Annotated in this window: 16 protein-coding genes; 2 read left to right on the top strand and 14 right to left on the bottom strand. The window is 51.8% G+C overall.

The features are described from left to right. Positions 1-8 precede the first annotated feature (8 nt). The 8 genes from ACJMNB_RS13285 to ACJMNB_RS13250 form a co-directional block, all read right to left on the bottom strand. Positions 9-2,168 (bottom strand): polysaccharide biosynthesis tyrosine autokinase, encoded by a 2,160-nt coding sequence (locus tag ACJMNB_RS13285; RefSeq protein ID WP_405343281.1) that lies wholly within the window; start codon positions 2,166-2,168, stop codon positions 9-11. A 174-nt stretch (positions 2,169-2,342) separates the two neighbouring features. Further along, the gene (locus ACJMNB_RS13280) at positions 2,343-2,987 is read right to left on the bottom strand and encodes an adenylate kinase family protein (protein ID WP_405343279.1); all 645 of its coding nucleotides are present in this window, start codon (positions 2,985-2,987) and stop codon (positions 2,343-2,345) included. Between the two features lie 58 nt (positions 2,988-3,045). Beyond that, on the bottom strand, positions 3,046-5,583 hold the full coding sequence (locus ACJMNB_RS13275) for an ATP-dependent Clp protease ATP-binding subunit (protein ID WP_405343277.1): 2,538 nt from the start codon (positions 5,581-5,583) through the stop codon (positions 3,046-3,048). A gap of 14 nt (positions 5,584-5,597) precedes the next feature. Next, positions 5,598-6,269, bottom strand: coding sequence for an ABC transporter ATP-binding protein (locus tag ACJMNB_RS13270; protein ID WP_405343275.1), 672 nt, complete (start codon positions 6,267-6,269; stop codon positions 5,598-5,600). Beyond that, entirely contained in the window at positions 6,262-7,509 is a 1,248-nt protein-coding gene (locus ACJMNB_RS13265) for an FtsX-like permease family protein (RefSeq protein WP_405343271.1), read from the bottom strand. Before ACJMNB_RS13265 ends, ACJMNB_RS13270 begins: the two co-directional genes overlap by 8 nt. Positions 7,510-7,515: 6 nt before the next feature. Next, entirely contained in the window at positions 7,516-9,021 is a 1,506-nt protein-coding gene (lysS, locus tag ACJMNB_RS13260; protein ID WP_405343269.1) for a lysine--tRNA ligase, read from the bottom strand. A gap of 43 nt (positions 9,022-9,064) precedes the next feature. Continuing rightward, complete coding sequence (locus tag ACJMNB_RS13255; protein WP_405343267.1) at positions 9,065-9,862, bottom strand: SprT-like domain-containing protein; 798 nt, start codon at positions 9,860-9,862, stop codon at positions 9,065-9,067. A 2-nt stretch (positions 9,863-9,864) separates the two neighbouring features. After that, the gene (locus tag ACJMNB_RS13250; RefSeq protein WP_405343265.1) at positions 9,865-10,641 is read right to left on the bottom strand and encodes a YkgJ family cysteine cluster protein; all 777 of its coding nucleotides are present in this window, start codon (positions 10,639-10,641) and stop codon (positions 9,865-9,867) included. A 151-nt stretch (positions 10,642-10,792) separates the two neighbouring features. Between ACJMNB_RS13250 and ACJMNB_RS13245 the strand changes: the two genes are divergently transcribed. After that, positions 10,793-12,202, top strand: a complete 1,410-nt coding sequence (locus ACJMNB_RS13245) for a tetratricopeptide repeat protein (RefSeq protein ID WP_405343263.1) — start codon at positions 10,793-10,795, stop codon at positions 12,200-12,202. Next, a complete protein-coding gene (locus ACJMNB_RS13240; RefSeq protein ID WP_405343261.1) occupies positions 12,202-13,449 on the top strand; it encodes a hypothetical protein in 1,248 nt (415 codons plus the stop codon). The genes ACJMNB_RS13245 and ACJMNB_RS13240 overlap by 1 nt, the downstream gene beginning before the upstream one ends. A gap of 83 nt (positions 13,450-13,532) precedes the next feature. On the opposite strand, the gene ACJMNB_RS13235 is transcribed toward ACJMNB_RS13240, so the two are convergent. From ACJMNB_RS13235 to ACJMNB_RS13210, 6 genes are all read right to left on the bottom strand, one after another. After that, positions 13,533-14,189, bottom strand: coding sequence for a hypothetical protein (locus ACJMNB_RS13235; protein WP_405343259.1), 657 nt, complete (start codon positions 14,187-14,189; stop codon positions 13,533-13,535). 53 nt (positions 14,190-14,242) lie between these two features. Then, entirely contained in the window at positions 14,243-14,878 is a 636-nt protein-coding gene (locus ACJMNB_RS13230) for a flagellar motor protein MotB (protein ID WP_405343257.1), read from the bottom strand. A 2-nt stretch (positions 14,879-14,880) separates the two neighbouring features. Continuing rightward, on the bottom strand, positions 14,881-16,623 hold the full coding sequence (locus ACJMNB_RS13225; protein ID WP_405343255.1) for a fimbrial protein: 1,743 nt from the start codon (positions 16,621-16,623) through the stop codon (positions 14,881-14,883). Next, entirely contained in the window at positions 16,620-17,516 is an 897-nt protein-coding gene (locus ACJMNB_RS13220; protein ID WP_405343253.1) for a hypothetical protein, read from the bottom strand. The genes ACJMNB_RS13225 and ACJMNB_RS13220 overlap by 4 nt, the downstream gene beginning before the upstream one ends. A 9-nt stretch (positions 17,517-17,525) precedes the next feature. Beyond that, entirely contained in the window at positions 17,526-18,173 is a 648-nt protein-coding gene (locus ACJMNB_RS13215; protein ID WP_405343251.1) for a hypothetical protein, read from the bottom strand. 74 nt (positions 18,174-18,247) lie between these two features. Next, positions 18,248-19,078 carry a hypothetical protein gene (locus tag ACJMNB_RS13210; protein ID WP_405343249.1) on the bottom strand — a complete coding sequence of 277 codons (831 nt, stop codon included), beginning with the start codon at positions 19,076-19,078 and terminating at the stop codon, positions 18,248-18,250. Between the last annotated feature and the right edge of the window lie 10 nt (positions 19,079-19,088).

The raw sequence follows: 19,088 nt of genomic DNA, 5'->3' as shown, positions 1-19,088 counted from the left end.
AGTTCTATTTATTTTCTTTTTTTGTCTTTACCGTAATAGCTGTACTTGCCGTAGCCATAGCTGCCGTAACCGTAGCCATGACCATCGGATTCGCAATGGTTCATTACGAATGCGCGAGACTTGCCTTCGCAGCAACGATCAAGCTTCATCATGGATTCCTTGATCTGGTCCATAGAATGCTTGCCGTAGTGGAGAACAAACAGGGCGAAGTCCACAATCGGGTAAATGAGTTCAGAATCGGTTACAAGTTCCAGAGGAGGCGTATCCACGATAACGATATCGAACTTGGACTTGGCTTCTTCCAGAAGGTTCTTGAAGGTTTCACCACGGAGAAGTTCACTGGGAGAAACGTCGGTCTTTCCTGCACCAAGCACATACAGGTTCTTGGTAATGGAATCGGCCACGGCGTTATCCAAAGAGCACTTGCCTTCCAGCACATCGCCCAGGCCCTGCTTGCGGTGGCTATACACCACGCCGCGGCGCATGTCGGCGTCAATGAGCAACGTCTTCTTGCCGGAACCGGCAAAAAGGGCGGAAACGTTCTTAGAAACAAAGGACTTACCCACGCCAGGAATCATACCCGTCACCATCATGACGCGCAAATCGGTGGTGGCAAATTCAATAGCCGTATAAAGGGAACGGAGCGCTTCGCTGGATGGCGAATCGGGATCGTCTTCCACCAGGGGCTTCGTGTTCTTGCCCTTATTGCGCTTCAGGAGAATTGCATTTTCAGCCTTCGGAATCTTGGCGTAAACACTGATACCCGTTTCGCGTTCAATTTCAAGAGAGCTACGAACACCGCGCTTGGTCATCTGCAACAGGTAAATCAACAAGGCTCCCAAAAGGAATGCGCCACCGACGCAACCGGCAAACACAACCTTCTTGTTGGGCTTAGAGGGTTTGCGTTCAATCTGGGCGTAGTCCACGATACGCACGTTACCCACTTCACCGGCACGCACCACGCGGAGCTGCTGGATGTTGTTAAGCATGGCCGTATACTGGGCATTGTTCACAGCCACTTCTTCTTGCAAGCTCATCACGTCTTGCTGGGTACGCGGCATATTTTCGGCGGACTTCTTGAGTCGGGAAAGTTCCGAACGCAGACGGCTCTGCTGTTGCATAATCGTCTGAACAGCCGGGTGTTCTTCCTTGAACAAGCGGGTCGCTTCTTGACGCTGCTGTTCCAATTCCAAAACCTGTTTTTCCAATTCCGTGACCTTTTCCAGGTGAACCTTGGTTTCGCCCGTCATGTCCACAGAACCGATTTTCAGGCGGTAATCAGCCAACTTCTTTTCGGCAGAATCCAACTTGGCCTTCACGCCCGGGAGCTGTTCTTCCAGGAATTCCAAAGTCTTTTCTGCTTCGGCGCTGCGCATTTCCACGTTCTGGCGCAAGTAGATGTTCGCAATGGTGTTCAAGACAGATGCGGCCTTGTCAGCATAGCGGTTGGTGTAAGACACACCGATGATACCCGTCTGCTTACCCTTTTCTGCAACATCGAGCTGTTTGACCAAGCCTCGGACCGCATCCAGCGGTTCGGACTGAGCAAGAACAAACATCTGCCCAGGCCTTGCGAGCAAGTGCTTCACGTGGATTCTGAGAGTGTCGCCACCATACGGAGCAGAGAGAGATTCCCCCACCTTGCCCTGCAAAAGTTTGACACCTTCGGGAGTGTAAACGGCAATTTCGTCTTCGCCCACAACCTCGGCCATCCACTTTTCGATACGGGCAATTTCAGGAATATAGAGGTCTTCCAAATCCATGCGGCCTTCCTTATGGAGCAGGCGGTCGATGGCACCCTTCGGATAGGCGTTAAAGCATAGACGTTCCTGTTCAACCACATAGGTCAGCACCATGCGGCTCTTGAGGAGTTCAATTTCAGCTTCGGCAGGAGAAGCCACATCCAAGAGGGCACCCATTTCGCCCATGGCTTTACCAGCCTTGTTACCCTTCACATCAATCTGCAAAAGAGCATCGCTCGTGTACTGCGGGCGCATCCAGTTGGATGCCAAAAAGCCCAAGGCACAGCCGACAACGATACAACAGGCTAAAAAGAACTTATGCTTCAGCAACAAACTCAAGACTTCGAGGATATCAATCTCATCGTCGTCTTTACCCCTAGATGTAGAGTTTGTTCCTGTAGAATTATACTGGTTATTCGGTTCCATTTTCTTCCTTTCTAGATTTTATGGACTAAAAATAGAAAAACCAAAAAAGACCGCGGATTTATCCACGGTCTCTTTAAGCTTTTTGGCTTAACAAAGATTAGTTGCGCTACTTCGTAGCGCAAGCCAATCGGCTCGGTCATGTCGGCAAGCAAGCTTGTCGCCGCGACACTCGCCTTACTTGGCTTTCTTAGCCGGAGCCTTCTTCTTAGCAACAGGCTTCTTAGCAGAAGCCTTGCAGAACTTCACGTAGGCAGCGAGAGTGTCGCAGAACACTTCGTCCGGAGTGTTGTCGCCGTTGATGCGGCTGATGATGGACTTGCTGTACTTGCCGAGAACCTTGGCGGTGGATTCCTTGTACACCTTGAGGCGGTTCTTGATCACGGCTTCGTCGGCGTCATCCTTACGGCCTTCGATCTTGGCGCGGTTCAGGAGGCGAGCAACGATGGTCTTTTCGTCCTTGATGTCGAGCACGAAGATGTGCTTCACGTCGACCACAGATTCAATGAGCTTGACCTGGGCAACCGTGCGAGGAATACCATCGAGGAGGAGGGTATCCTTGTCCGGGTTCACCTTATTGGTGTTCACGAGACCTTCGATGAAACGGCCGAAAATTTCGACAGTGGCTTCATCCGGAACCAAGAGGCCCTTGCTGGAGTAAGAAGCAAGGAGCTTGCCGGATTCGCTGGACGGAGCGATACCGCGGAAGATATCACCCGTAGAAATGTGCTTGAGAGAAGTGGTAGCAGCGAGCTTTGCACCGACGGTACCCTTGCCGGAACCGGGAGCGCCAAAGATAAGAACTGCAGGAATTTTAGCCATTGTATAACCTCTTGGGTTTGATTGTTGAAAATTTTTTCGGGCTGAAATATAAAAAAGTTTAACTCGGTAAAGCCTCGGATGTGAACTTCAACTTACCATTTTCCACATCAATGGAAATAGTCGAGAAGTCCTTGTAGATTCCAAGCAACAGGCCTTCGGCAATTTCGTCTTCCACCAGATTCTGGATAGAGCGGCGAATGGGGCGCGCACCCAGTGCAGAATCGTAATTGTGGGACACGATGAATTCCTTGGCCGCTTCGGAAACTTCCAAAAGGATTCCGCGTTCAGACAAATTCTTCTGCAAGAAGGTCAGCTGGATATCCACCACAGAAGTCAATTCCTTCTTGGTAAGGGCGCGGAACACGATCTGTTCATCAACACGGTTCAAGAATTCCGGAGAGAACACGCGCTTGACTTCTTCGCGAATGGCGGTTTCCATACGTTCGTAGTCGTCGGTCTCCCCCATCTTGGTAAAGCCCATGCCAGAGCTGTGACGCACTTCGCGGGCGCCTGCGTTACTAGTCATGATGATGATGGTGTTCTTGAAGTTGATCTTGCGGCCATAGCTATCCGTAAGGATACCGTCATCGAGAATCTGCAAAAGCAAATTGTAGATATCCGGGTGGGCCTTTTCGATTTCGTCGAGAAGAACCACGCAATAGGGGCGTTTGCGCACCTTTTCGCTGAGCTGTCCACCGCTATCTTCGAAGCCCACGTATCCCGGAGGCGCACCGATCAAACGGCTTACGCTATGCTTTTCCATGTATTCGCTCATGTCAACGCGAATCATGGATTCTTCGCTACCGAAAAGAGTCTGGGAAAGCACCTTGGCAAGTTCCGTCTTACCCACACCCGTGGGCCCCAAGAACAAGAAACTGCCCATGGGGCGCTTCGCACTACGAATACCTGCGCGGGTACGGCGAATGGCCTTCACCACGGCATCTACCGCCTGATCCTGGCCAATAATACGTTCCTTGATTTCGTCACCCAGCTTCAAGAGCTTCTGGGTTTCTTCGCCAGCAAGGCGACTCACGGGAATACCCGTCATCTTGCTGATGCAATCGCGGATTTCGTTTTCGTCTACCACCGGGAAGTCCGCAGAATCTTCCTTGTTCAAGGCTTCGCGGCGTTCCGCAATGCGGCTGGTCAAATCTTCAATCTTGTCGCGGAGGGTTGCAGCCGTTTCGTACTGTTGGTCTGCAATGGCCTCTTCCTTCTTGAGCATGGTAGCGGCAAGTTCGTCTTCCATTTCCTTCAGGTCTTGCGGCGTACGGATAGAATTCAAGCGCACGCGGGCACCGGCTTCGTCCAGCACGTCAATGGCCTTATCGGGCAGGAACCGGTCGCTAATATAGCGTTCGGCAAGGGTGACCGCAGCACGAATGGCTTCGGGCGTATAACGCACCTTGTGATGCTGCTCGTACTTCGGGCGGAGTCCTTCCAGAATCTGGATAGAATCTTCGGAGTTAGGCGGATTCACCACGATGGTCTGGAAGCGGCGTTCCAGAGCGGCATCCTTTTCGATGTACTTGCGGTATTCATCGATAGTCGTCGCGCCAATGCACTGGAGCTCACCACGGGCAAGGGCCGGCTTAAAGATATTGCTGGCATCCAGGCTGCCTTCGGAACCGCCCGCACCTACGATGGTATGGAGTTCGTCGATAAAGAGAATCACCGAATTGTCCACGCGCTGGAGTTCCATAATCAGGCCCTTCACGCGTTCTTCGAACTGGCCGCGATACTTGGTACCGGCCACCATGGCGGCCACGTCAAGGGTCACCACGCGCTTGTTCATCAAGAGTTCCGGAATCTTCTTCTGGACAATCTTCTGAGCAAGGCCTTCGATAATGGCGGTCTTACCCACACCCGGTTCACCGATAAGGGCCGGGTTGTTCTTTTTGCGACGACAAAGAATCTGGATCAGGCGTTCAATTTCACGGCTACGACCGATAATCGGGTCCAGCTTGCCCTGCTTGGCAAGCGCCGTCAAGTCGCGACCGAAGTGATCGAGAATGGGCGTCTTGGAACGGCTCTGGGCACGCACCTGCTGACGGGTGTCACCGCGCCCCTGGTTCACATAGCGCTCATCGTCTTCGGCGTTTTCGCCATCTTCGCCGGAGGGCTGGCCGTTCATGGCCTCGCGCTTGATCTGCTGCAAGGTATTTTCAAAATTTTCGTAAGTCACCCCGAAGGTAGACAGAGTACCCGCCGCCGGAGATTCCGCCTGCTGCAAAATCGCAAGCATCAAGTGTTCGGGGCCAATGTACTGGTCCCCTTCTTCCTTGGCAATCTTGGCCGCGTTAAAGAGGGCCGCCTTACAGCGCGTAGTAAAAGAAAGCAAAGCACCATGGGCATCGCCCACAGTCATAATGCCACCGTTAGACGAAAGAGAACGCTGAACGTTTTCGCCCAACTCATTCAAATTGATCTTGAGAGCGCGCAGGGTTTCGGCGGCAAAGCCGGAATCTTCACGAACAAGACCCAACAACAAGTGTTCGGTCGTTACGCTATCGCTACCCAGGTTGCGGGCCGCAATACGTGCCGCCTGCAATACCGCTTTCGCTTTTTTCGAAAAAATACCGTTGATATCGGACATATTTTCTCCTTAAGCTATTGAATGACTCCACCGTGCATCACCACACGGCGTTTTGCAAAACTAGCCAATTTTTCGTCGTGAGTCACAATCAAGAAAGCCTGATTAAACTTTTCGTTGAGTTCACCAATCAATTCATTCAGCATCGCAGAATTGGCCTCGTCCAAGTTACCGCTGGGTTCATCAGCCAGCACCAAATCCGGATGGTTCATGAGGGCGCGGGCAATGGCCACACGCTGGCGTTCACCGCCGGAGAGTTCTCGCGGCAAATGCTTCAAGCGATCCTTCAGACCCACCGTTTCCAGAAGCATGGCGGCACGTTCCCTGCATTCCTTCTCAGAAGTTCCAAGAACGCGGCCCGGCACGCAAACGTTCTCGATGGCAGTAAATTCGCTCAGCAAGTGATGGAACTGAAACACGAAACCCACCTGCACGCGGTGGTAGCGGTCCCGTTCCGCATCGTTGAACTTGGAAAGGGCCTTGCCCTTGAAAAGAATTTCACCAGAGGTCGGCGTATCCAGCATGCCCACCAGATTCAAGAAAGTGGACTTGCCCGAACCCGAAGATCCCGTGAGGGCAACCAACTCCCCTTCTTCCATGGAGAAGTTCACGCCCTTCAGGATTTCAAGCTTTTCTCCCGTCTCGGAGAATTCACGACGGAGGTCAACCGTTTCAAGCAAACTACTCATGTCTAATGGCCCCCACCGGATCGAGACGGCTAGCCTTCCATGCCGGCAACAGGGTCGCCAAGACACAAAGCGCAATGCCGATTACAAAAATCAAAACTACATCAAGAATGTGCACCGAAATCGGGAAGTACGGAATCACGTAGACATCGCCCGGCAGCTTGATAAAGTGGTAAGCCTCTTGCAGCTTGCAAAGTACAAGGCCGATGGTTCCACCCACGATGGTTCCACCCACGCCAATAAAGCTACCCATGAGCATAAAGACGCGCATGACGCCCGCCTTGCTAAAGCCCATGCTGCGCAAAATTCCGATTTCCTTGGTCTTGTCAATGACCACCATGATCAGGGAGCTGATGATGTTGAATGCAGCCACAAGGATGATCAGGCAAATCACAGCCGCCACGATGAACTTTTCGTAGTTCATCCACTTGAGAAGCGTGATATTTTTCGTCTTCCAGTCCATGGCATAGTACGGGTAACTCAGCCAGGAGGCCAAGCTATCCACCGCTTCACCGGCGAGCCAATGGTTGTTCAGGCGGAACTGGATTCCAGTCACCACATCGTCTAAGCCAAGCAGTTTCTGCAATTCAGGAATGCCCACATAAGCCAGGTTTCCGTCGTATTCGTAGGTACCCGTTTCAAAGATGCCGCTCACCACGCACATCATCATTTTCGGGCCACCGCTTGTAACCATGGCGTCAGGGCTCTGGAAGGTCTGCAGCACCAGCTTATCGCCGACCACCACACGAAGCCTATTGGCAAGACCCGAGCCCAGAATGATTCCTGGGCGCAAGGTTCCGCTCAAATCTTCGAGGCTATCGACCGAGTAGTTACCCCACTTGATGTACTTGTGGATATCGGTCACGCCCTTTGCGGTTTCGGCGTCAATGCCGTAAATGACAATGCCGTCGTTAACCTTCTTGGAACTGACTCCCACCTTGTAAATAATAAACGGAGACGAGGCTACCACCCGGTAATCGTGGTCGCGGACTTCTTTAATGAGGCTATCGTAAGGCGCAATAAAATCGCCATTGTAAGCCATCACTTCGAAGTGGGCGTCTTTACCAATCATCTGCGCAGTGACTTCTTCTTCGAAACCATTTACCGCAGCAAGCGCCACAACCAGCGCAAACACGCCGATAGAAACGCCAAGCATACTGAAGATGCCGATAAGCGAAACGAAGAGACTCTTACGTTGAGCCCCTAGGTAACGCCAGGCAATGAGCCATTCCAATTTATTCATCGATAATTAGGTCTCCGGCTTCATGAGCGGGAAGAGCTGCACGTCGCGGATGGTCTGCTGGTTGGTGAGCAGCATGACCATACGGTCGATACCGAAGCCCACACCACCGGTAGGCGGCAAGCCGGATTCGATGGCGTGCATGAAGTTTTCGTCCATGGGGTGGGTTTCGCCTTCGCCACCGCGGCCGCGGCGCACCTGGTCTTCCAGGAGCTCACGCTGACGGATGGGGTCATTAAGTTCGGTATAGGCGTTGCCCAGTTCCCAGCCGTTAGCGTAGGGCTCGAACTGTTCGATAAGGCCTTCGATGGTACGGTGCTTCTTGCAGAGCGGAGTACTTTCGGTCGGCATATCCTTGATGAAGGTCGGCTGGATGAGCTTGTCTTCCACGGTGAGCTCGAACAGTTCGAGGATACCGCGGCCGCGGCTGAATTCGCCGTCCAGGTGGCCACCCAGTTCTTCCATCTTGGCCTTGATTTCGTCGTCGCTCATTTCATTGACCTTGAGGCCGCCGAACTTTTCGATGGCTTCGATCATGCTGTAGCGGGGCCACGGAGCCTTGAAGTCGATTTCCTTGCCCTGGTATTCAATCTTGGTGGTGCCGTTGGCGGCCACGCAGGCGCGTTCGTAAATGTTTTCGAAGTGGACCATCATGTCGTTGTAGTCGGCATAGGCTTCGTAGAATTCGAGACCGGTGAATTCCGGGCTATGGGTGCGGTCCATACCTTCGTTACGGAAGTTCTTCGAGAATTCGAACACCTTTTCCATGCCACCCACGATGCAGCGTTTCAGGTAAAGTTCTGGAGCCACGCGCAGGTAGAGCGTCATGTCGCAAGCGTTGTGGTGCGTGGTGAACGGACGGGCGTTGGCACCGCCGTAAATCGGCTGGAGCGTCGGGGTTTCGACTTCGATGAAACCCTTTTCGATGAGGTATTCACGGATAGCCTGCATAATCTTGGAACGCTTGATGAAGACTTCCTTCACGTCGTCGTTCAAGGCCATGTCGATATAACGCTGGCGGTAACGGGTATCCACGTCGGCAAATTCGTTGAACACCACCTTGTTGCCGTTTTCGTCAACCTTTTCCTTGGCCACCGGAAGCGGACGCACAGCCTTAGAAAGCATGGTCACCTTCTTCACGTGCACGGAGTATTCACCCGTCTGGGTTTCGAACATGGTACCGTTCACACCGATAAAGTCACCCAGGTCGGTCATCTTCACGACTTCGTAGTTTTCTTCGCCCACTTCGTCGCGGGCCACCACCACCTGCAAGCGACCGTAACGGTCCTTCAGGTGCATGAAGCACATTTTACCCTTGCGGTTAAAGCGAACCACACGGCCGGCGAAAGCGATTTCTTCGCCAGAGGCCATCAAGGCAGCCTTGTTTTCTTTCAAAACCTTGGAATCATGCGTACGGTTGAACTTGTGCGGATAAGCCTCCACACCCATTTCCTTAAACTTGTCAAGCTTCGCGAGGCGAGCCTGAACCTGGTCATTCATGTCTTGCATTGCCATAATTTGGTCCTTGTTAATTTTTACGAGGACAAATGTAGAAAAATCAAAGTTCGCCGTGGCGGCGCATCTTGCGGATATTCTGGGGCAAGACCTGATTATGCCACTGGATCCATTCGTCGTAATAGATGTACTGGCGTTCGCGACGCCTAAAGTTGCGCCCGTGCACCACCCGCCTACCGTTCTTGACTTCTACGGGAATGGCAATATGCAGGCATTCGTGATACACCACTCCGGCCACGGCATATTCCGGGCAATTGGCTGCATCGTAACCCTTGCTAATGCTGATCAGGTGGAATTCCTCGCCGGTCACGGGATCTTGGCGAACCGAATGGAAACTGAGTCCACCCACGCGATTACTCCACGTGATGCGGCAAGTTAATTTATCTTCAAAATAGGTGCTATTGATAGCGGCAAGCACATCGTTCAAGTTATGGTACTTGCCCTGGGGCTTAATGGGCGGAAGCCTCCCCTTACTCGAAAGGGATTCATCTCCACGGTCCGAGAGAATCTGTTCCACCAGCGTCCAAAAGCGCGAAACTAGGTCCTTGATAACGGCCTTGTTCTTTGCCGTCTTGCGGCGTATGGCATGTTCGGCCCACTCGGCCGCCAGTTCGCGAGCCTGGGCAAACTCGGGCTCCTTCATGTAGGCAGGCAAAATTACCTCGGGGTGACCAAACAGCACTCCCCCCTTGCAACGGATGCTCTTCTTTAACTGGGAATTGTACTTGAAATGCACCAGGCCATTCTGGGATACCGAAGCCGGCACTTTCGGCTTTGCCGGTTTCTCGGGAGCATCGGAATTATTCCCGAACAGGTCCAGTTGCATTCCAAACAAATTCATTCTCAGTTACCGCCAATCAGGCCTTCGAAACGGTTCACCGCCAAAAGTCCGCCAAAGTAGCTTTCCGGCAAATCCAAAAGGGCATAATGTTCCGAAATTCCGTATACAGCATCTTCGATACTGTCGGGCAGATACACAATATAGCTATCGTTTTCGGGAGTCTGCAAATGCTCCGGCGTACAGAACTTGGGGTCCGTCTCGCTAAAATACATGCGGCAAGACACCGGGCGCAACGGATACACCGTGCAATCCCCCTTCTTGTCAGAGAAGGGGCAAGGGTTCCAGGCGCTAAAGTAATCGTGCAGAGCCTTGTCTTCGGCGTAATCGTCCATATCCATCTGGTCGGGGGCAGCCCCTTCGGCCCGTCTCGCCTCAAAAAACTTGCTGAAAAGCGACGACCTTACCTGACAGGCTTCCATAATATCCAACAGGTCATTCCGCCCCCGGAGGTCGCAATACAAAGTCAGCAGTTCAAAGGGTTCCACCGACATGGGATAATGGTGGCAACAATTTCCGCAGGCGGGCCTACACTGGATCGGGCGCGGCTGTTGAGGAAGAACCGCATCCAAATATTGAGAAAACAGCTTGTGATATTCCCGGGTAAACTCCATGATTTTCGGGAGTTCCTGCAGCAAGTTATCCGATCCTATCGCGGATTCACGTCCTAAAGACGCAGCAATGGCGTCCAAACGATCCCTTTCCGCCCTCAAAAGGGTAGCAAGACGCATTTCGGCCAAGCGAAATGCCTTCGTCGGAAAATACTCTCGATAAGATTCCATACCACAAAGATAGATATTTTAACAACATCCAAAAAAAGGCTCCAAAAAAGCCACAAAAAACGAAAGATTTACAAAAAACTACGCAAAAAACAGATTGAAGAATTCTTTTTGTAAGAATAATGTTATCTTTTAGGAAAATGGGAATAGTGTAATGAAAAACGTACTTAAATCCAAGTTTTTGTGGGCTTCGGCACTCATGCTTACATTAGGCATTGCCGGGTGCAACATTTTCAACCCCACCGAAAGCGTCAACATCAAGGACGACGATGCCGACGCCCTCACCTACGAAGGCTACATCAAATTCCGCAATAACGAGTATAGCGAAGCCGAAGAATACTTCAAAAAAGCCATCGATGCAGACTCGGCTCACTCCGAAGCATGGCTCGGCCTCATGAAATCCGTGCTCAACCGCAAGCTGAACACCAGTAGAGAAACAAACGTATTCACATTGCTCAAGTACGTGAATACAAATCGCGATTCCGACAATACAACCGTCCCATTTGCCAACCTGCCCGATTCAATCGCTATTCCCCTTAAAGAAGCTGTCGATTCGGTAAGCATCATTGCCGCACAGTTTATCGAACTGGACAAGAACAATAAAACCGACGGAAAAATTACCTACAAGTACATCGCAGACGGCTACATGGTTATCCAAATGATGAAGACCATGCTTGTTCTCAAGAAAAAGATGCCCACGGAATGCGCCGACAAGAACTCTACCGCAGCGGTCAACGGTGACTGTAGCATGAAGACAATTCTTAACGATTTCAAAAAAGACCCCGTCGAAACAGTCGAAGCATTCCACGAAGTATTTAACACCTGTGAAGAAAACCCGGAAAGCATGTCCTCCTTATTCGAAGACTACTTGCAGGGTTTCGAAGGTGGCGACTACTTGACCAAGGATGCCAAAAACGATGCAGTCAAGGGTATGTGTTCCGCCCTTTCTCAAGAAACTACCATTGAAAACAATGATGGCGACAAGCAAACCAAGACAATGAACATCATTATCGGCCAACTGGGCTACAGCGACATCCTTGACGATGACGGAGACGGTTGCATTGACGAAGAACTCTACGATGGCGAAGACAACGACGGCGATGGCGAAATCGACGAAGACATAAACGACAAGACCAACGCAATCCAGTATGACGATGTCATCATCATGAAGAACATCAAGCTCAAGAAAACGAGCGTCAAGGATATTCGTGTCATCAAGTCTGCCGGTCCCAACGAAAAATACAAGACCATCGATATCGACATGAACGGTGTTACCGTAGCCGACGACCCCGACGAACAAGACCGCGAATGGGGATTCATCTACAAGAACTACGCGGACCGCGTTGCGAACGGCAACCACAAGCTGAACTTCACCAAGGACATTTACTGGAACACGGAAGGCGGAGTCGAAGGCTTGAAGGAAAGAAAGCGCAAAATTGCCGCAGATACGGACTACAACAACCTGACATATTCCTTGGAAGACCGCAAGCAGATGGTGGGTGGCTGTTGGCTCAATTACACCGAAGATTCGTTCAAGAAATGGTTTGAAGGGAGGAACAAGTAATGAAAAAGCTTCTTGTCCTTTTGACGCTTACTTTTGTAGCAACCTCTTTTGCGGCTAAAGCGCCGACGCACCGCTCTATACGTGCCGAAGCTATGGGTAATGCCCACGTAGCCCTTGTAGACGACAAGGAAGCCATCTACTTCAACTATGCCGGTTTGAACCAGATTAACCGACTGGGCAATTACGATATGCGCCCCGAACAGGGTTACTATCCCCGTAACCTGGGCGATATGCGCTTGAACCTTGGCGGAGCAGGCCCCTTCGAGACCTACTTTTCGACCTACAACGTCGCAAAGGATGTTCAGAAAATCTATAACCGCGCAAGCAAGGTCGCAAAGGAAAATGGCCTAAAAGAATCCAATGTTCTCCTGGACTCCCTCGCAAGCCATCCCGAACTCATCCATAAGATGAACAGCTACGACCACAAGTACCTTACCATGAAAGTCAAGATGGACGCCGAAATGGCATTTCACAACTTCGGTGGCGCTATCTGGATCGACGGAAACGTGGCTCCCTATATGGACGCAGGATTGATTGTTCCCCAGATCGTCATCGACACCTTCTATATCGACGGTGTGGCTCAGCTGGGTACCGCCTACGGATTCACCGATGAATTCTCTGCAGGTATCGGCATCAAGTTCGCCAAGCGCCATAAGGTAGAAAGCGTCCAGATCAACATGGCCAATTATGACAACATCCAGGATACCCTGGAAGACCGCTACCATGATGCAGCAGACGAAATCTTCGACTTCGACGAAGTCTCTGCAGGTATCGACCTGGGCGTCCTTTACCAACTCACCCGCGAACTTCGTCTCGGTATGTCGCTTCGCGATATCTACTTCAAGGAACTGGCCGGTGACAAGATTACGCCGAACCTTACCGCTGGTATAAACTACAGCCCCCGTTTCTTCAACAGAAACATGGGCTTTGGCAGAAAGTTCAATATCGCCCTAGACTACGCAGACGCATTCAACGGGCAAAACAACTACAAGCCCTTCTCCCACTTGAACATGGGTCTTGAAGTGGAACAGACCCTATTGGCATGGCCCGGCTACAGCACCGCCTTCCGAGCACTAGCACTGCGCCTTTCGGGCGGTTTCAAGGGCGGCTACCCCGCTGCCGGTTTCGCTATCGAAGCCCTGCGCTTCATTACAGTTGAATTCGCCACCTGGGCCGAAGAACTGGGTTACTACACCGGCCAAGACGAAGAACGAATCTACATGGGCCAGCTGAGTATCGGTTTCTAAATTGCCCGATAATAAAATTTAAAAGAACTCCTTCGGGAGTTCTTTTTTTAGATCCTTCGACAAGCTCAGGATGACACTACGTGTCACTTTTTGTCTTGAGGAACGAGGCGTTCCACCACACGGAACAAGTCGTTGTAAATTTCGAGGAAGTCTTCAATCCAAATCGGGTCGCGCTCGCCCACCACATGGAAGGTCTCTTCTAGGGTGTGCAGGGCATTATAGGGGCCCACCAGGCTCCCTGCCGGCACCGATGCCGTTCCTCGATAAAGGTCCGTTGCCACCAGGCGCGCACGGAAACTACGCCTCAATCGGGCAATGAGGGCGGTACGGAGGGCCAAAAGTTCATCGTGGGCCTGCAACAGTTTCCCTTCACGAATCCAATCTTCTACAAGGGTCAACCGACGGAGAGTAGAATCCCTTTCCGTAGCAGGAACCAATTGGCGCTTTTCTACAAGGGTCTGCTTCAACTTGGCAGACATGGACAAAAGCAAGTCCCCGTTCCAGAACACCATGGGATTTTCAGAGAACCTGTCGGACTTGTCTGTACGCGGCGTATGGGTCTTGATCCAGCGTTCCAGCTTATCGGCCACGCGGCTTGCTTCCGGGAGCCTGTCCACTGCTACGTATTCGCCTGCGCGATTCAGCAGGTTTTCGGCATAGACCATACGCCAATGAGAAAGCTTTCCGCTCTTGCGGATAGCATCAATGTTCTGGCGAATGGTATCTAGGCGTTCTTGCATACTTAATCAATAAACTTCTAAAATAGACGGGTTCGCTACGCTCATGACAAGCGCTACTGTTTTTCCACCTTCTGGAGCGGGGTCACACCGATTTCTACGCGGCGGTTCAGGCGGCGGTGTTCTTCGCTGTCGTTAGGATACTTGGGCATGTGTTCGCCAAAGCCTGCGGCAAAGAGCCTGTCAGGCGGGAAACCCTGTGCAATCAGGGTCTTGACCACGTTTACGGCGCGTTCGGTAGAAAGGTTCCAGTTGGTGTAAGTCTTGGACTTCACCGGAGTATCGTCGGTGAAACCGCTCACCATGATTACGTCGGTAGAATCAAGAGCTTCCAAAAGGCCCTTGCTGATTCCACGAATCACGCCCTCGCCTTCCTTGGTAAGGTCGGCACCGTTAATCGGGAAAAGAAAGCTAGCCTGAATCTGGATCTTGCCATCTTCTAGGGCGATAAGGCCCGCTTCAATAGAGGTCTGCAAGCTCTTGGACAAAAGCGCGTTGCGTTCGGCCGCAATCTTACGCATCTGTTCCTGACAGCTCAGGACTTCTTCTTCGGTACGGGTCAGGTCTTCGGCCTTCTGTTCCTTAAGGGTAGCCATGGCCACAAACGCAAGGATGAACAACGAAACCAGGGCAACACCCAAGTCCGTGTACGCCATCCAAGGATTGCTGTTTTCGTCTTTCTTGAAGCGCATGCTTAGCCCTCGACCTTAGGCTGCTGAACAGCAGAGCGTTGAGTCTGTTCCAAGACTTCCAGCAAGATTTCCTGCGTCTTGACGGCGTTTTCCATAAGCACTTCGCTGGCGCGTTCGTGGAAGGCTTCCAGAGACTGGTTGAGGTGTTCCACAAAGCTTTCTTCGTCGTCGCGTTCGGCAGTATCGCCAGAGAGCTTTTCGAGAATGGTTTCGAGGCCGGCGCGGAGCATTTCCAGGTTCGCGCTGAGTTCGGACTGGTTCACGCGCATGAGTTCTGCGGTTTCCACAATGTTTCCGCCCAGAGCGTCGGTAGCTTCCTTTTCTTTGACGACGCGGTTGTCGATGCTTTCGGTGAGAGCCTTCTGGGCTTCAAGCAGCACGGCAGAAGTTTCGGAGAGCTTCTGGAAGGCGCCGAGAATATCGGTAGATAGTGCCGAGAGCTTTTCGGCCACAGAATTGCTGAGTTCTGCAGAACCGGCCTGAGCCTTTTCGGCCACCTGGAGCGCCACGTTCTTGAGGGTTTCGAGGCCTTCTTTCTGGCTGTCCACATTGGCGCTGGTTTCGGCGGAGAGACGTTCCATGAAGGCATTCCACTGTTCGCCGGACTGCTTGACCTGATCGGCCACGGCGGCAGCCACATTCTTCGTAGAATCGTTCATTGCGGATTCCGTAGCAGAGGCGACGCCATCCAGGCCAGCCTTCACGTCGGAAGCCACCTTGGAAAGTGCGGTTTCCACATTGTTGGAAACACCTTCAAGAGAAGCCTTGAGAGTCGTAGAAATGCCGTTCAGCTTTTCGTCCAGCTTTGACGGAATCGATTCCACAGAAGCAGAAAGAGTCTTGATGTTCTGTTCCATGGGAGTAAAGGCTCCGGCCAGAGAATCCTTGACCGAGGGGCCCAAGTTTTCCACAGCCTTGTTCATGTTCGTCGAGACATTGGCCAGGGAATCATTGAGCTTGGCGGTAACGGCGGAAAGTTCATCGCCCACCATGGCGACAACGCCGGAGAGGCCATCCTTCACGGAGGAGGTGACTACAGACAAATTCTTTTCGACGGAGTCGAAGAGGCGTTCCAGTTCATTCTTGTTTTCTTCGACAGCATCGCAGCCTTCTTCATAATCGCCCTGCAGCTTCAGGGTGTAGAAATCAAGCCTGGAGACAAAACGTTCGCGTTCATTGATAATGATCGAGCGGGAAGCATTGAGCACGAGAGCGGCAAACAAGCCACAAAGGCTGGTACCGAAAATGCCCTTCATTCCCTGGAACAACATCTGGATCGTATCGAGGGTGCCCTGAGTCGTGGAGTTATCGATAGCACCGCCGGCCGTTGCCACGGAATACATAAGGCCAAAGAAGGTACCCATCAAGCCCAGAAGAATCACCGTACCGCCGGCACTCTTGGGAACCGTGACGGCAACGCTGTTGGAAAGCACTTCGTAGGCCATCGGAGAATCGAGACGGATCTTGCAGCCGAGCAAGTGATAAGCCAGAGCCATGCGCTTGCCCACAACACCTTCGCCACCGAGACTAGCCCATTCGCTGGGCGGATTTTCCAAGATGAAATTTTCTTTTTGAATCAGCTTTAAAGTCTTGATGGCACTGAGTTGTTCAATGATAAATACGGCAAAGATAGCCGCCATAATGACCCAGCCAAAGAGCGGCGCGCCGAAATAGAAGGCGGCAATCACCAGGGCCAAAAGTCCCACAATGGTAAGAGCTAAAATGACATGGAACGAGTTTTTCATGTTTTCACCTCAAATAGATTCAATTGACCGCGGGAGAACCCGCGCAAGAATAACGCCCACTTGCTCTGGTACCATTCAATCACCTGAAGGGTAAGGCCACGGGCGTAATCACAAAAGTCATCAGTAAATGCCAGGAAGCCGTTTTCGTAAGCGTAGTGCGGATTCCAGTAGCGGCCCACATTGCGGGCACAAGAGGCTGCCGAACTGTAGTAATGGGCCGGGTTCTTGGTGTTGAAGGCTGCGGCAAAGCGTTTCTTCGCCAAGGCGTTCAGAGAGCTACGGAGCGAAACCACCAGAGCGTTTTCCTTATCGCGGAGCGACGCTTCCAAACTGGGGAGCAGTTTGGAAACCGCATCCACGGCGCTTTCGGAGTGCCAGTACTTGCAGAGCTTTTCTTGCAACTGCATCACGCGGCCGTGCATGCGGACGAACAACGGTTCGGCATCGCTCACCAGCAGGTGAATGGTCGCCGAGTAGAAGGCGTTAATGTCTTGCTTGTTGTTCTTGACTGTCAGCGCCCAGCCCTTCTCCTCGTCGTGATGCAAGAAGTCGCCGCCTTCCAGCAGCAGGCGCATCACTTCGTCAGTAGAAAAACGCTGCATCCACTTGGTGCGGAATTCGTCATAGAGCTTATTGGCGTCAGCTATAATCTGGGGGAAACTGGAATCAGCCAACTTCCAGGCGGTTTCGCTGAAAGAAATCAGTTCCGTAGTTCCCACGTTTACCGCAGGATCGTTCAGCATGGCATCCAAATGCTCGTGCAGCACAATCGACCATGTCACCATCATGGACTGGGAAAGAGTCGCCATCATGGTGGAACGGTTCGGGCGCACCGAAAGACGGACACTGCTGTCCGTCATCTTGCGAATGGATCTGCGAAAAGCCTCTTGCACTAAAGCTCCCTAGAAAGCCGTTTCGATACGGTGCCAGATGTTCCTGTTCACGCGCTTGCCCTGAGCAGCAAGTTCTTCGGCTTCGTTGCGCACATCGGCTTCAAGGTTATCCTTGATCAAAGCCATGTCGCCATCGAACTTTCCACCCGGTTCCAGGTAAAGGCCGTAAACGTTATCGTTGATCTTTGTATCGGCAGCAACCACCTGTCCTGCACGAATGGAAAGGGCGAAACGGTTGCGCAAGAATTCGCAACGGGCCAGGAATACTTCGGGCACGTCGTCGATCCAGAGACCGTAGTAGTTGTTCACGAACTTCACGTTTTCAAAAATGCCCTTGGAACGGAACACCGTATTGCGGAAGGCGTTTTCGATAATCAAGTTCTTGATTTCAAAGGGACGGTTGGCAGACACGAAGTGCACGCCGTTCCAGCTTTTGACGGAATCGGCACTCTTAAAGACCACAGGAGCCGCTTCGGTACCGATAATCTTCACAGAGCCGCGGAACATCAGCTTCGCATACTCACCCATGAGCACAGTGACACCCGGTTCAATTTCCAAAGTGTCCTTCGCCGAAAAAACGGCACCCTGTTCCAACAAATAAGGGCTATCCGCCACTACCAGTTTCACCTTGCCGTTTTCGATAGAAGGGAAAGGCATCTCCCCCGCAACGGCAGCATATGCAAACAGGAGCGTCGTTAAGGCTAACCCCGACCATTTCTTAAAGCCTAGAATCAAAATTCACTCCTCAGTTTAATTTTTTGGATCACATGCATGTCAGGAATCACGTTGTCGGCAACGATGTCATTTACACTCAGGTCGCCGGTCACTTCCATCTTCACGCTAGAAATCACACCATTGGTCATATCGAACAGAATCGTTCCCGTGCCCACGATAAAGCCCTTGCTTTCCATACGCAGGTCAGAGGTCGAATCCGCCACTTCCTTGTACTTCAGGTTCATGCCGATCTTGGCCATCTGGATTCCGTCATGAACGTAATGGTCTTCCAGGGTAAAGGACTTGTACACCATGGTCTTGCCCGAATTGCCCGGAATTTCCACAGGACGTTCCCAAGTTTCACCCAGCTTGACCGGCTTGCCCGGCAAAAGGGGCTGCACCTTGAGGAAAAGACGGATAAGGTCCAAGGCCTCGGTCCCAAGCATCACGGAATCTTCGATAACCGCATCGCGGATGGCACCGTCTTTACCCATCTTGAACTGGAAATGCTCCGTGGACATGTAGCGTTCCATGCTGCTGAACTCTTCCACCGTACGCTTATCGGACTTGTAGTCCACGGAATCGATTTTCAGCTGGAACTTGGCCGAACCGTCATCGTATGCCGTCAAAAGCGAATTGGTGGCGCGAACTTCCAAATGAGTGTTCATGGCTTCAGGCGTTGCGGATACGGAATCCATTGCCGGAAGAATGGCATTCAGGGAAGATTCGAGGAAATAGGTCTGCTGAGGAGCATTTTGAGTGTTGAACGAGAGTGTAAATTCATTCCCGTCGCAAGCACAAAGAGCGAACAGGGCGATAGAGCCCGTAAAAAACTTAAATAAATTCATGTTTAGAATA

It is taken from the genome of Fibrobacter sp., from assembly GCF_045131395.1.
Classification (GTDB): Bacteria; Fibrobacterota; Fibrobacteria; order Fibrobacterales; family Fibrobacteraceae; genus Fibrobacter.
The sequence above is the reverse complement of the archived record's forward strand: the minus strand, read 5'-3'. Positions and strand labels throughout refer to the sequence as shown.

Coding starts and splice junctions, on each gene's coding strand:
- ACJMNB_RS13285 (WP_405343281.1), bottom strand. CDS start 2,168: ATGGAACCGAATAACCAGTATAATTCTACAGGAACAAACTCTACATCT.
- ACJMNB_RS13280 (WP_405343279.1), bottom strand. CDS start 2,987: ATGGCTAAAATTCCTGCAGTTCTTATCTTTGGCGCTCCCGGTTCCGGC.
- ACJMNB_RS13275 (WP_405343277.1), bottom strand. CDS start 5,583: ATGTCCGATATCAACGGTATTTTTTCGAAAAAAGCGAAAGCGGTATTG.
- ACJMNB_RS13270 (WP_405343275.1), bottom strand. CDS start 6,269: ATGAGTAGTTTGCTTGAAACGGTTGACCTCCGTCGTGAATTCTCCGAG.
- ACJMNB_RS13265 (WP_405343271.1), bottom strand. CDS start 7,509: ATGAATAAATTGGAATGGCTCATTGCCTGGCGTTACCTAGGGGCTCAA.
- lysS (WP_405343269.1), bottom strand. CDS start 9,021: ATGGCAATGCAAGACATGAATGACCAGGTTCAGGCTCGCCTCGCGAAG.
- ACJMNB_RS13255 (WP_405343267.1), bottom strand. CDS start 9,862: ATGAATTTGTTTGGAATGCAACTGGACCTGTTCGGGAATAATTCCGAT.
- ACJMNB_RS13250 (WP_405343265.1), bottom strand. CDS start 10,641: ATGGAATCTTATCGAGAGTATTTTCCGACGAAGGCATTTCGCTTGGCC.
- ACJMNB_RS13245 (WP_405343263.1), top strand. CDS start 10,793: ATGAAAAACGTACTTAAATCCAAGTTTTTGTGGGCTTCGGCACTCATG.
- ACJMNB_RS13240 (WP_405343261.1), top strand. CDS start 12,202: ATGAAAAAGCTTCTTGTCCTTTTGACGCTTACTTTTGTAGCAACCTCT.
- ACJMNB_RS13235 (WP_405343259.1), bottom strand. CDS start 14,189: ATGCAAGAACGCCTAGATACCATTCGCCAGAACATTGATGCTATCCGC.
- ACJMNB_RS13230 (WP_405343257.1), bottom strand. CDS start 14,878: ATGCGCTTCAAGAAAGACGAAAACAGCAATCCTTGGATGGCGTACACG.
- ACJMNB_RS13225 (WP_405343255.1), bottom strand. CDS start 16,623: ATGAAAAACTCGTTCCATGTCATTTTAGCTCTTACCATTGTGGGACTT.
- ACJMNB_RS13215 (WP_405343251.1), bottom strand. CDS start 18,173: ATGCCTTTCCCTTCTATCGAAAACGGCAAGGTGAAACTGGTAGTGGCG.
- ACJMNB_RS13210 (WP_405343249.1), bottom strand. CDS start 19,078: ATGAATTTATTTAAGTTTTTTACGGGCTCTATCGCCCTGTTCGCTCTT.